The following is a 13,084-nucleotide window of genomic DNA, read 5'->3' as shown; positions in this document are numbered from 1 at the left end:
CTCGTTTTTCTGCTGCGCGGGGAATATATCGCCCACTTTAGGGGAGATTTTTAGCAGGAGGGTTGGAAAAACGGCGTGGGTGTAGGTGAAAGCTGACGCTGGCGATAGCCAACGTCAGCGGTGCGGCGATTATTTCAGTGCGGCGAAGGCGCGCTCGGCAGCGTCCAGGGTCAGTTGCAACTCGGCTTCGCCATGAGCGATCGAGGTGAAACCGGCTTCGAAGGCGCTCGGTGCCAGGTATACGCCACCTTCCAGCATCAGGTGGAAGAAGCGACCGAACAGTGCAGCGTCGCTAGCCATCACGTCTTCAAAGGTGACGATGTCGTCGGCGCCGCTGAAGTACAGACCGAACATGCCGCCAGCCTGGGTGGTCACGAACGGAATGCCAGCGGCATCGGCGCGCTGTTGCAGGCCGTCGAGCAGACGCGTGGTGTAGTCGGTCAGTTCGGCGTGGAAGCCCGGACGGCTGATCAGGCGCAGAGTGGTCAGACCGGCGGCCATCGCCAGCGGGTTACCCGACAAGGTGCCGGCCTGATACACCGGGCCCAGCGGCGCGATGCGCTCCATGATTTCACGCTTGCCGCCGAAGCAACCGACCGGCATGCCGCCGCCGATGATCTTGCCGAAGGTGGTCAGGTCAGGATTGACGCCGTAGTACGCCTGAGCACCGCCGAGGGCGACGCGGAAACCGGTCATCACTTCGTCGAAAATCAGCACCACGCCATGCTTGTCGCACAGCGAACGCAGGCCTTCGAGGAAACCTGGTGCCGGTGGCACGCAGTTCATGTTGCCGGCAACCGGCTCAACAATAATGCACGCTACGTCCTGACCGACTTCGGCGAGCATCTTCTCAACCGCGTCGATATCGTTGAACGGCAGGGTCAGGGTGTGTTTGGCGAATGCCGCTGGCACACCAGCCGAGCTCGGCACGCCTTGGGTCAATGCGCCGGAACCGGCCTTGACCAGCAGGCTGTCGGAGTGACCGTGGTAGCAGCCTTCGAATTTGATGATGCTGTCGCGGCCGGTATAACCACGGGCCAGACGGATTGCACTCATGGTCGCTTCGGTGCCGGAGCTGACCATGCGCACCATGTCCATCGATGGCACCAGCGAGCAGACCAGGTCGGCCATCTCGGTTTCCATCGCGGTTGGCGCGCCGTACGACAGGCCGTGTTGCAACTGATTGCGCACCGCGTCGAGCACGTCCGGGTGACTGTGGCCGAGGATCATCGGGCCCCACGAACCTACGTAATCGACATAACGCTTGTCGTCTTCGTCGGTGACGTAAGCGCCTTCAGCGTGCTTGAAGAACAGCGGTGTGCCGCCCACGCTTTTGAACGCGCGAACCGGCGAGTTCACGCCTCCGGGAATGTGTTTCTGGGCATTGGCAAACAGCGTTTCGGAACGAGACATGATCGGGCTCTCAAATCAGATTTTCAGTAATTCATTGAACGCGCGGGCGCGGCGGGTCACTTCGGCGGTGCTCTCGGCACCAAACAGGCCGTGGACCACAGCGAGCAGGTCGACCCCATGGGCCACCAGCGGGGCAGCGTTGTCGAGGGTGATGCCGCCAATCGCGCAGATCGGCAGGTGCAGCGTGCGTTTGGCCTCGTCCAGCAGATCAAGGCTGCAGGTCGGCGCGCCGGGCTTGGTGTTGGAATTGAAGAAGCGGCCGAAGGCGACATAGCTCGCGCCCTCTTTGGCCGCTTGTTCGGCCAGCGCAATTTGCGCGTGGCAGGTCGAACCGATGATCGCTTTCGAACCGAGCAGGGCGCGGGTCGGCGACAGTGGGCCGTCGGTCTGGCCGAGGTGCACGCCGACGTTGAGGCGCGCGGCCAATTCAGCGTCATCATTGATGATCAACTGCGTCTTGTAGCGCTCGCACAGATCGCGCAGCGCTTCGGCCTCGCGCAGACGGCGGGCCTCGTCACTGCTTTTGTCGCGATATTGCAGCAGGGTGACGCCGCCTTCCAGCGCCGCCTCCACGTACGACAGAAACTTGCCGGCCAGCAATTGGCTGTCGGTAATGGCATACAGGCCACGTAGTTTCATCAGGCAGACCTCACGACGTTACGAGCAGAAATCCAGCGGCAGGCGACGCGGGACGAACTGGCCTTTGCCCAGTTGTTCGGCATCGCGCAGGGTGCGCCAAGTGTAATCCAGTGCACTGCGCACGGCGCTGGCCAGGTGTTCGCCCTGAGCCAGACGACCGGCCAAAGCGCTGGCCAGTGTGCAGCCGGAGCCATGATAACTGCCCGGCAGACGCTGGCAGATAAAGGTTTCACGCAGGCCGTCGCGGCTATACACGCGATTATGAATTTCAGTTTCGTCGCCGTGGCCGCCGGTGATCAGCAGGTTTTTGACGAACGGCAGGAGTTTTTCAGCGCACTCGTCGGCGGTGCCTTCCGGCAGTTCGGCGAGGATGCGCGCCTCAGGAAGGTTAGGGGTGGCAATGATCGATAGCGGCAGCAGACGCTCGCGCATCGCATAGCCGACCTCGTCCTTGCCCAGGCGTCCACCACCGCCGGCACGCAGCACCGGGTCGCAGACCACTGGCAAGTGCGGGTGCGCCGAGAGCAGTTCGACAACGGTGTCGACCATTTCCAGCGAACCGAGCATGCCCAGTTTGACCGCTGCGACTTCGGAGTCGTTGAGCACGGCATTGGCTTGAGCCAACACCCACTCACGGTCGAGGACGCGGAAGTCAGTGACGTTGACGGTGTCTTGCACGGTCAGGGCGGTGACGGCCGGAGCCGCATGGCAACCCTGCGCGAGCAAGGCTTCGATATCTGCCTGCAAGCCGGCGCCACCACTGGGGTCGTGGCCGGAGAGACAGAGGACAACGGGGCGGGAGCTGTAGATATTCATGGTGCGCGAGCTTACCACCAAAGCTGATTTTCGGGTTCAGTCCTGTCAGCGTTCGCCAATAGATTGTCCGACAACACTGCAGCCATCAGTTGGAACGCATTTGTGGTGAGGGAGCTTGCTCCCGATGGGCTGCGAAGCGGCCCCAATGATTTATCGCGTCGCCGGATTTTACGACTGCTGCGCAGCCGAGCAGGAGCAAGCTCCCTCGCCACAAGAGCAGTTTGCTTCGCGTAACCTGACCAACCCAACAGCTCTAGCCCGCTGCTTTGCTCTGGAACGCCCGTTCTAGAGCCTTTGTAGGAAAAATTTCAATGGTGCTCAATGGCCATCAACGGCTATGCTAGTCTGGATCCAAACCAATAACAGGTAATACCGGTTTTACGTCTACTCAAAGGGAATGGGGGGGCTTCCTGACACAACCGGACGAGCCACGCTGGGGCTTCAATGCGCTATTTGCTGATGTTGTTGTTCTGCTTGCCCCTCATGGCGAGCGCCGTCGAATTCGACGAATTTACCCAGAGCCTCCCTCTGGGCCGGTCGCTGCAAGTGTTCGAAGACCCGAGCGGTCAGGCGAGCATTGCCGATATTCGCGCGCAAGCCGCTGCCGGTAATTTCAAAGCCCACGACAAAGCCACGCTCAATGCCGGTTACTCGCGCTCGGCGTTCTGGCTGAAGATCGACCTGCATTATCGTCCGAGCAATCCCGACGCCCAGCGCACCTGGTTGCTGGAGCTGGCGTATCCCCCGCTCGACCATCTCGACCTCTATCTGCCTGACGCCAGTGGCAACTACCGCCTCGTCCGGCAAACCGGCGATGCCTTGCCGTTCGCCAGTCGCGAGATTCGCCAGAACAACTATTTGTTCGACCTTTCATTCAAACCGGATCAACAGCAAACCGTGTACCTGCGACTGGCCAGTGAAGGCTCGATTCAGGCACCGGTGACGTTATGGTCAAGCACCGCGTACCTCGAAGACCAGCCGGTGCGCCTGTATGTGCTGGGCATCATTTATGGCGTGCTGCTGGGGATGCTGGTCTACAACCTGTTCATCTACTTGAGCGTGCGCGACACCAGTTACCTCTATTACATCTTCTACATTGCCTCGTTCGGCCTCTATCAACTGTCGGTGAACGGTGCAGCGGTGGAGTATTTCTGGCCGGACAATCCGTGGTGGGCTAACGCCGCCACGCCGTTCTTCATCGGCTGTGCGGGGCTGTTCGGCAGTCAGTTCGCCCGCAGTTTCCTGCAGACCAAAAACCATAGCTGCTGGCTCGATCGCTTGCTGATTGCATTGATCGCGTTCGGTGCGCTGGTGGTTGGTTTGTCGCTGATGACCAGTTACGCGTTGTCGCTGCGCCTGGCGACGATACTGGCGCTGACCTTCACCGTGGTGATTTTCGCCGCCGGGATTCTGGCCTGGTGGCGCGGCTTGCGAGTGGCGCGTTATTTCATCATTGCCTGGTCGGCCTTTCTGCTTGGCGGCATCGTCAATACGCTGATGGTGCTCGGCCTGTTACCCAACGTGTTCCTGACCATGTATGCCAGCCAGATCGGCTCCGCCATCGAAGTGGCGCTGCTGTCGCTGGCACTGGCGGACCGGATCAACGCGATGCGTGAGCAACAGGCGCAGACGTTGTACGACGCCGGGCAGAAACTCGAAGTGCTCAACCAGCAACTGGCCCACAGCAACAAACTCAAGGACGAGTTCCTCGCGACCCTGACCCACGAATTGCGCACGCCGATGAACGGTGTGATCGGTTCGCTGGAACTGATGCAGACCGTCGAGCTGGATCCGGAGCTCGAGCAATACCAGCAGACCGCCGCCGGTTCCGCGCGGGACATGATGCGCATGGTCAACGGCATCCTCACCCTCACCGAATTGCAGGCCGGCAAGCTCAAGGCCTCGCCGGGCAGCTTCAGCCTGCGTGCGGTGGTCGAAGCGCTACGGGTGCAGTTCGACGGCAACGCGGCGAGCAAGTCGCTGGACTTCAAAGTCGAGGTGCTGCCGACCCTGCCGGATCGCTTGCACGGCGACAGCGCCAAACTCGCGCAATGCCTGGAGTGCCTGCTGGACAACGCGATCAAGTTCACCCGCGTCGGTGGTCTGGCGCTGCGCGTGACCGGCAAACCGTCGACGGACAATCGCTTGGCCCTGTCGTTTGCAGTGATCGACACCGGCATCGGTTTTACCGATCTGGGCGAGGCGACGATGTACCAGCGCTTCTTCCAGCTCGACGGTTCGATGACCCGCGAATACGGCGGACTGGGCGTGGGGCTGGCGATCTGCCGACAGTTGGTCGAGCTGCTTGGCGGCAAGCTTACTCATCGCTCCGAACCCGGGCGGGGCAGCCGTTTTCAACTGGACGTTGAGTTTGAACTGCCGGCGGTTGAATCTGCGCCGATCGCCGCGCCTTCGCACGATTGTGTACGTGCGGCGCACGACTGCACGGTGTTGCTGGTAGACGACAACAGCGTCAACCAACTGGTGATGCGCGGGATGTTGCTCAAGCTCGGCTTTCGCGTGCGCACCGCCGACAACGGCGTGGCGGCACTGGATTGTTTGCAGCGTGAAACCTTCGATGCAGTGCTCATCGATTGCCAGTTACCTGCTCAGGAGGGCGCAGCGTTGTGCTGCCAGATTCATGCATTGCCGGGCTGCGCGAATCTGCCGGTGTTTATGCTGGCGCTGGCCACCGAACGGGACCTATGCACGCCTGGCGCGCCTATCGATTACTTGAACAAACCGGTGAAATTCGAAGAATTGCAGTCCGCGCTGGAGCGCCGGGTGCTGTGCTGCTGATAGGGTAAAAGCGCCGCAAATTCGGCGGATATGACACTTTGATCGATCCTGGGGCGGTGCTTAACTGACCTTCTGGATGACCAAGGAGCACCTTCATGAACCTGCATCAGTTCGCCGAAACCCACGAAGTCACCAACCAGCCACCGTCGCTGGACGGCACCAACCTGTACCGCATCGACCTGCCGTTGCAGGAGTGGTCGCGGCGCTTTGGTGCCGGGTGGGCGGAGTCGCGGATCGATGCTTACGGTGCGCTCGCTGGTGGGCCGTTGATGGATGCCGGGTTCCTCGCCAACCAGAACAAACCGGTGTTCGCCAGTCATGATCGTTACGGCCATCGCATCGATCTGGTGGAATTTCATCCCGCTTATCACGAACTGATGCGCACCGCGATTGAACATGGTCTGACATCGATGCCATGGACTCATCCGCAGGACGGTGCTCACGTCGCCCGCGCGTCCATGAGCTATCTGCACAGCCAGGCCGAAGCCGGCAGCGGTTGCCCGTTGACCATGACCTTCGCCAGTGTGCCGGCCCTGCGTTTGCAGGCGAACATCGCTGAGCAGTGGCTACCGAAAGTCCTCGCCAGCGAATACGACCCGCGCAACGTCGGCATGGCGCACAAGGCCGGCGTGACCATCGGCATGGCCATGACCGAGAAACAGGGCGGCACCGACGTGCGCGCCAACACCACCAAGGCTTACCCGGTGGGCGCCAGCGGCCCGGGTCAGGCCTATGAACTGGTCGGGCACAAGTGGTTTTGCTCGGCGCCGATGTGCGATGCGTTCCTTACGCTGGCGCAGACCGACAAGGGCTTGAGTTGCTTCCTGCTGCCACGGCATCGTCCGGACGACACGCGTAATCAGTTCTACATCCAGCGCCTGAAAAACAAGCTCGGCAACCAGTCCAACGCCTCCAGCGAAGTGGAGTTCCGTGGTGCGCTGGCGTGGATGGTGGGTGAGGAAGGGCGCGGCGTGCCGACCATTATCGAAATGGTCGCCATGACTCGTTTCGATTGCATGGTCGGTTCCAGCGCGCTGATGCGCCAGGCGCTGACCCAGGCCAGCCACCACTGCGCACACCGCAAGGTCGGCGGCAAACTGCTCAGCGAACAGCCATTGATGCAGAACGTGCTGGCCGATCTGGCCCTGGAAAGCGAAGCCGCGCTGGCCCTGAGCTTGCGCATGGGCAAGGCGCTGGATCATCTGGATGATCGCCACGAAGCGCAATTTGCGCGGTTGGTGACGGCGGTGGGCAAGTATTGGATATGCAAGCGTGCGCCGGGGATGATCAACGAAGCGGCGGAATGCATGGGCGGCGCCGGGTATGTCGAGGACAGTATTCTGCCGCGCTTGTATCGCGAAGCGCCGGTGAACTCGACGTGGGAAGGTTCGGGGAATGTGCAGTGCCTCGACGTGCTGCGGGCGTTGTCGAAAGAGCCGGGCGTGCTGGACGTGTTGTTCAGCGAACTCGGTGACGGGCATGGCGACAAACGCCTGGCCGCGCATATTCAGCAGTTGCAGGCGCAGTTCAAGGACACCAGCGATATTCAGTACCGCGCGCGCCAACTGACTGAAGACATCGCGCTCGGTTTGCAGGCCAGGCTTCTGTTGGAGGCGGGGAATTCAGCCGTCAGCGATGCCTTCATTGCCAGCCGTCTGAGCGGTGGCGGCCGCGTGTACGGCGCGTTGCCGCGCGGACTGGACGTCGAAGCCATCGTCGCCCGCTCAACCCCACAAATCCTCTGACCCCACACAAATCTCCTGTAGGAGCTGCCGAAGGCTGCGATCTTTTGATCTTATAAACAGCAAGATCAAAAGATCGCAGCCTTCGGCAGCTCCTACAAGGATTGGGGTGGCCCATATATTGTGCGGTTGCCAACATGCCACTGTTCCCGTGACGCCACGATGCAGGCAAGATGAAGCTCTGCAAGTCAGAACACAGGAAGCTGATCGTGACCGAAGCGTTTATTGTTGTTCAAACCGCCGAACAAGCCGTGGACCGTCTGGCCGAGCTGCATGAGCGGGCCACCACTGCGCTGAACTCGGCGCTCAAGCGTTACCTCAAGGATCGCGTCGAACCCGACGCTGCGCAGCGTGCTCTGTTTCGTTATCCCGAACTGCGTCTGACCTATCATTGCCAGGGCGAAGTCCCGCAGACCACCCGCGCTTATGCCAAGGTGCAACTGCCGGGCACGTACAGCGTCACCGTCACCCACCCGGCGGCGTTCCGCAAATACCTGCTCGAACAGCTTGTGCCGTTGATGCACGACTTCACCGTGACTGTGGAAGTCGGCGTCAGCCAGCAAAACATTCCCTATCCGTACGTGGTCGAGCAGGGCGATGAACTGGCCGGCTCAGGCGTCACCGCTGCCGTGCTGGCGCGGGTGTTCCCGAGTACTGACCTGTCCGCCGCCACCGATGGCATCGCCGACGGCCTCTACGATTGGGAAAACACCGATCCGCTGCCGCTGGCGTTGTTCGACGCCGCGCGCGTGGATTTCTCCCTGCGCCGTCTGGTGCACTACACCGGCAGCGACTGGCGTCATGTGCAGCCGTGGATTCTGCTGACCAACTATCACCGCTACGTCGACCAGTTCATCGTCCATGGCCTGGAGCAGTTGCGCAAAGACCCGCGTTTCGTGCGCATGGTCTTGCCGGGCAACGTGATCATCGAGAAGGGCATGGATCACGGTGAAGCGTCGGCGATTGCTGCCGGTGTGGTCTGGCACCGTTACCAGATGCCGGCCTATCACCTGATCGCCAGCGATGGCCACGGCGTGACCTTGGTGAATATCGGCGTCGGCCCGTCCAACGCCAAGAACATCACCGACCACCTGGCGGTGCTGCGTCCGCATTGCTGGCTGATGATCGGTCACTGCGGCGGCCTGCGTCAGTCGCAGACCATCGGCGACTATGTGCTGGCCCACGCCTACATGCGTCGCGACGGTATTCTCGATCGCGTGGTGCCGCCGAACATTCCGATCCCGGCGCTGGCCGAAGTGCAAATGGCGCTGCAACAGGCTGCGGCGAACGTCACTGGCGAGAAGGGCGATGACCTGAAAAAACGCCTGCGCACTGGCACCGTGCTGACCTACGACGACCGTAACTGGGAATTGCGTTGGGCGCAGGAGCGGCCGTTGATCAACCTGTCCCGCGCTGTCGCGGTGGACATGGAAAGTGGCACGATCGCCGCGCAGGGCTATCGCTTGCGGGTGCCGTACGGCACGTTGCTCTGCGTCTCGGACAAACCGCTGCACAGTGAAATCAAGCTGCCGGGTTCGGCCAACGCCTTCTATGAGCGCGCGGTCAGCCAGCACTTGAAGATCGGTATAGAAGCGGTGGACCTGCTGCGCACCGAACTCAACTCGCTGCACTCGCGCAAACTGCGCAGCTTCGACGAGCCGCCGTTCCGCTAACGGTTAGTCGTGGCCATTTGGCGGTCAGGGCACTAGCATTGTCAGCCCTGATCGCTAAATGTCTGCTCTCTTATGTCTCGTCCGCCGCATCCTCCTTCTCGCCGTCCTGGTGCGAAGCCTCAGTCTTCTTCCCCGCGCCGTGTTGCCAAGGCACCACCGGCCGAGCCGAAGCTGATCCTGTTCAACAAACCGTTCGATGTGCTGACGCAATTCAGCGACGGCGAAGGGCGGGCGACACTCAAGGATTTCATCGATGTGCCCGGCATCTATCCGGCTGGACGCCTTGATCGCGACAGTGAAGGGTTGTTGTTGCTGACCAACGACGGGCAGTTGCAGGCGCGTATCGCCGATCCGAAACACAAACTGGCGAAGACTTATTGGGTGCAGGTCGAGGGCGTGCCGACGGCCGAGCAACTGCAGCGCTTGCGCGAAGGTGTAGAACTGAACGACGGCATGACTCTGCCTGCCGAAGCACGGCAACTGGATGAACCCGAGTTGTGGCCGCGCAATCCGCCGGTACGCTTTCGCATGACTGTGCCGACTTCATGGCTGGAGTTGGTAATTCGCGAAGGACGTAATCGTCAGGTACGGCGCATGACCGCAGCGGTCGGCCTGCCGACGTTGCGTCTGGTGCGGGTGAAAATTGGTGATTGGTCGATCGAGGGGCTTGATCAGGGCCAGTGGAAGGAAGTGCCGGCGCGCTTATAGAGCGCCGGACTCGATCAGGCCGATCACCACACTCTTGATGATGAACGCAGCCACGCCCAGGCCCAGCACGAAGAACAGAATGAACGAGCCAAAGCGCCCGGCCTTGGACTTCTTCGCCAGATCCCAGACGATGAAACCCATGAAAATGATCAGGATGCTGACCAGACCGGTCATCATCCACTCTTCGAATACTGCTGGATCCATTGGGTCTCTCCGGCGCGCATGGGGCTAAAAGGGCGCGGCGAGTATACGCCAAGGGCGCGGGGTGGGGCATTGATCTGCGTCGGTGTGCCGCAGTCATTGCTCGCCTGTGCCGGCCCCTTCGCGAGCAGGCTCGCTCCCACATTTGAAATGCATTCCCTGTGGGAGCGAGCCTGCTCGCGAAGGCGATTTCAGCTACGCAAATGAGTCAGCGGCAGTTCAGTACTGTTCAACACCTGATTCAGCACAAAGCTTGAGCGCACACTGGTCACCCCTTCAATTCGGGTCAGGTGCCCCAGCAACAGCTTCTGATAGTGATCCATGTCCGGCACCACCACTTTCAACTGATAGTCAGCATCCACCCCCGTCACCAGACTGCACTCCAGCACCTGCGGCAACGTACGAATCGCCGCTTCGAAGTTCTCGAAACGCTCCGGCGTGTGCCGGTCCATGCCGATCAGCACATACGCGGTCAGGCTCAGCCCGAGCATCTTGCGATCAAGCAACGCCACCTGGCGCGAAATGTACCCGTCGTCTTCCAGCTGCTTGACCCGGCGTGAGCAGGGGGAGGGCGACAGACCGATGCGCTCGGCCAGCTCCTGGTTGGAGATGCGGGCGTCGCGCTGCAATTCCGCCAAAATACTCAGGTCGTAACGGTCGAGTTTGCTCATCAATCTGTCCTTGGTTGTAACTATTGCGGCAGATTATCTATCCAGGGTTAAAAATTGCGCAAGTGGTGTTTATTTGAGCAATATTCGCAATCATCTGTCGCGGCCGCAGGCCTATTCTTATCACCAGAATCACTGCTCGGTAACACAGTCCACAGCGGCCCGCCCTATCAGGCCCGCCGGGGCCGCCACCCCCACCGGGGTTGTGCCGGCCCCCGAGCTGCACACTGTCCAGAAGACGGCGTGAGGTGAGCCGACGTCAAAAGCGTCGAGCCAGGACGAAGTTCTCTAGAAGGGAGGCCGACGGGTCTCCCTTTTTTCTTGCCTGCGTTTTTTGCGCACAGGCATGTCTTGCTCAATAAATAAGTTGCGTGACTGATAACCTGTTGCAGAACCGGATGTGTATGTTCCCGGTCTTAGTGATAGGCCCTAACCCGCAGTGAGGAATTTCATGAAGTCGCGCATCTGGCAGCTGGCCGGTGTTGGTTTGCTGTGTGTGTGCGTCGGTGCACAAGCGCTAGCCGACGATCCCGAAAGCCGCAGCCCCAACGGCGGTGGTCGCGGGCCGGAACATCAGGGCAATAATCAGGGCCATGGCGGCAACAATCAGCCGCGCCCGCAAAATCAGCCGCCGCAGAATCAGCCTCGGCCGCAGAACAACGAAATCATTCGTGGCGATAACAGTCGCCAATTCGAGCACAACGGCCAACAGCACAACAATAACGGTCAGTGGCAAAACCACGACCAGAACCGTCCGGCGTACAACCCCAACCCGGTGCGCCAGCCGCCACCGCCGCCACAACTGCCGGCCAACAGTTTGCCGATTCAGCCACGGCCCGACACCGTGCGCCAGACTCAGGAACCGCGTCAGGGTTACTACCGCGACGAGCGCCCGCAGAATGGTTACCACAACCAGCAATGGCAAACCGGCAACCGGCCCAACGACAACCGCTGGCCGGGCCGCCCGGACGGGCACGGCAACGGTTGGGGCCCAGGCCCGCAATATCGCCCGGGGCATGTGATCGACCGTTTCCCGGATCGCGAATACCGCGTGCCGTATCGCGGCCAGGATTACTTCTATTCCGGCGGTTACTGGTATCGCCCGCAAGGTCCGCGCTACATCGTCGTGCAGCCGCCACGAGGGATTCGGACCCAGTACCTGCCGGACTACGCCCGTGAAGTGTGGATCGGCGGTGCGCTGCTGTTCCTCGCTGCCGGTTCCTACTATGCGTATGAAGAATCTACCCAGGATTACGTAGTGGTCGAGCCGCCGGTGCAGCAACCGCCGCAACCGCAGCCGCAATCCCAGGGTTATGACGTCGAGGCGTATCCGGCCAACGGTCAGTCCCCGGAGCAGGTTCAGCAGGACGGTTATCAGTGCTACCAATACGCCGTGCAGCAAAGCGGTTTTGACCCGCGCACCGCGACCTATCAGCCGGCGCCCGAAGTGGTTCAGGCGTACCGTCAGGCTCAGGGCAATTGCCTGAGCAGTCGCGGTTATCAGGTCAGTTACTGAAGCCGGGTTTGCGCCTGCTCTGACTTGACCACTTCCTGCGGGTCGGCGTGCACCAGCACTTCGGCCCGCGGGTAGGCCTGGTGAATGGCATCGGCGGCCTGGTCGCTGATGCCGTGCGCCACTGACAGGGTCAATTCCCCCGGCAACTCCAGATGCAACTGCACGAACCAATGGTTGCCGGAGATCCGCGTGCGCAAGTCATGCGCGCCCAATACCCCCGGCACACCGCAGGCCAGTTCGAGCATGTGCTGGCTGACGTCGGTGGGCAGTTCCTCATCCATCAGCACCGAAAAACTTTCCCGGGCGATCTGGATCGCACTCCACAGAATGTAGGCGGCAATGCCGAGTCCGAACCAGGCATCCAGTTGATGCCAGCCGAACCCGGCTAACACCAGCGCCACCAGAATACTGCCGTTGAGTAACAGGTCGGATCGGTAATGCAGTGAGTCGGCACGCACGGCGTTGGAACCGGTCTGCTTGATCACTCGATGCTGCAGCACCAGCAAGGCCACCGTCAGCAACAATGAGAAAATGATCACGCCAATGCTGATCCATGGCGCGCCAAGCGGTTCCGGCTGCTGGATGCGCTCATAGGCCTGAAACGCGATCAATACCGCGCTGCCGCCAATGAACAGCGCCTGCGCCATCCCCGCCAGCGATTCCGCCTTGCCGTGGCCATAACGGTGATCGTCATCGGCCGGGCGCAGCGCGTAATGCACCGCCAGCAGATTCAGCAGCGAAGTGACGCCATCCAGTGCCGAGTCGGTGAGGCCGGCGAGCATGCTCACCGAACCACTGAGCCACCAGGCGATGGCTTTGGCGATGATCAGGGTGCACGCCACCGCCACCGAGGCGCGGGTCGCCAGCCTGAGCAGGCGGGCGTGTTCGGGGCTGGATGTCATTGAATGT

The 13,084-nt window shown here is 61.1% G+C and carries 11 protein-coding genes; 5 read left to right on the top strand and 6 right to left on the bottom strand.

Translation table 11 applies throughout. The features are described from left to right. Positions 1-129: 129 nt before the first annotated feature. The 3 genes from hemL to BK670_RS00745 are packed head-to-tail and all read right to left on the bottom strand — an operon-like array spanning position 130 to position 2,868. Positions 130-1,413: a glutamate-1-semialdehyde 2,1-aminomutase gene (hemL, locus tag BK670_RS00755; protein WP_123448239.1), complete on the bottom strand. Its 1,284-nt coding sequence runs from the start codon at positions 1,411-1,413 to the stop codon at positions 130-132. A 15-nt stretch (positions 1,414-1,428) separates the two neighbouring features. Beyond that, the gene (thiE, locus tag BK670_RS00750; protein WP_123448238.1) at positions 1,429-2,052 is read right to left on the bottom strand and encodes a thiamine phosphate synthase; all 624 of its coding nucleotides are present in this window, start codon (positions 2,050-2,052) and stop codon (positions 1,429-1,431) included. Positions 2,053-2,070: 18 nt separating this feature from the next. Beyond that, on the bottom strand, positions 2,071-2,868 hold the full coding sequence (locus BK670_RS00745; protein ID WP_007909650.1) for a hydroxymethylpyrimidine/phosphomethylpyrimidine kinase: 798 nt from the start codon (positions 2,866-2,868) through the stop codon (positions 2,071-2,073). Positions 2,869-3,312: 444 nt separating this feature from the next. Between BK670_RS00745 and BK670_RS00740 the strand changes: the two genes are divergently transcribed. The 4 genes from BK670_RS00740 to BK670_RS00725 all read left to right on the top strand — a co-directional run bounded on the left by BK670_RS00740 (position 3,313) and on the right by BK670_RS00725 (position 9,790). Then, positions 3,313-5,667 (top strand): hybrid sensor histidine kinase/response regulator, encoded by a 2,355-nt coding sequence (locus BK670_RS00740; RefSeq protein ID WP_123448237.1) that lies wholly within the window; start codon positions 3,313-3,315, stop codon positions 5,665-5,667. A 95-nt stretch (positions 5,668-5,762) separates the two neighbouring features. Next, positions 5,763-7,412 carry an acyl-CoA dehydrogenase family protein gene (locus BK670_RS00735; RefSeq protein ID WP_123448236.1) on the top strand — a complete coding sequence of 550 codons (1,650 nt, stop codon included), beginning with the start codon at positions 5,763-5,765 and terminating at the stop codon, positions 7,410-7,412. A 170-nt stretch (positions 7,413-7,582) separates the two neighbouring features. Further along, positions 7,583-9,082: an AMP nucleosidase gene (amn, locus tag BK670_RS00730; protein WP_185036711.1), complete on the top strand. Its 1,500-nt coding sequence runs from the start codon at positions 7,583-7,585 to the stop codon at positions 9,080-9,082. Between the two features lie 72 nt (positions 9,083-9,154). After that, entirely contained in the window at positions 9,155-9,790 is a 636-nt protein-coding gene (locus BK670_RS00725) for a pseudouridine synthase (protein ID WP_123448235.1), read from the top strand. Here BK670_RS00725 and BK670_RS00720 read toward each other — a convergent pair. Beyond that, on the bottom strand, positions 9,785-9,994 hold the full coding sequence (locus tag BK670_RS00720) for a DUF2788 domain-containing protein (RefSeq protein WP_003228500.1): 210 nt from the start codon (positions 9,992-9,994) through the stop codon (positions 9,785-9,787). The two genes, BK670_RS00725 and BK670_RS00720, sit on opposite strands and share 6 nt — an antisense overlap. Positions 9,995-10,182: 188 nt before the next feature. Continuing rightward, positions 10,183-10,662, bottom strand: coding sequence for an Lrp/AsnC family transcriptional regulator (locus BK670_RS00715; RefSeq protein WP_007909658.1), 480 nt, complete (start codon positions 10,660-10,662; stop codon positions 10,183-10,185). A 448-nt stretch (positions 10,663-11,110) separates the two neighbouring features. On the opposite strand from BK670_RS00715, the gene BK670_RS00710 reads away from it, so the two are divergent. Beyond that, entirely contained in the window at positions 11,111-12,175 is a 1,065-nt protein-coding gene (locus tag BK670_RS00710; protein WP_123448234.1) for a DUF6515 family protein, read from the top strand. Here BK670_RS00710 and BK670_RS00705 read toward each other — a convergent pair. After that, a complete protein-coding gene (locus BK670_RS00705) occupies positions 12,169-13,077 on the bottom strand; it encodes a cation diffusion facilitator family transporter (protein WP_123448233.1) in 909 nt (302 codons plus the stop codon). The genes BK670_RS00710 and BK670_RS00705 overlap by 7 nt on opposite strands. Positions 13,078-13,084 lie beyond the last annotated feature (7 nt).

The organism is Pseudomonas fluorescens (assembly GCF_003732425.1).
Classification (GTDB): domain Bacteria; phylum Pseudomonadota; class Gammaproteobacteria; order Pseudomonadales; family Pseudomonadaceae; genus Aquipseudomonas; species Aquipseudomonas fluorescens_BE.
The sequence above is the reverse complement of the archived record's forward strand: the minus strand, read 5'-3'. Positions and strand labels throughout refer to the sequence as shown.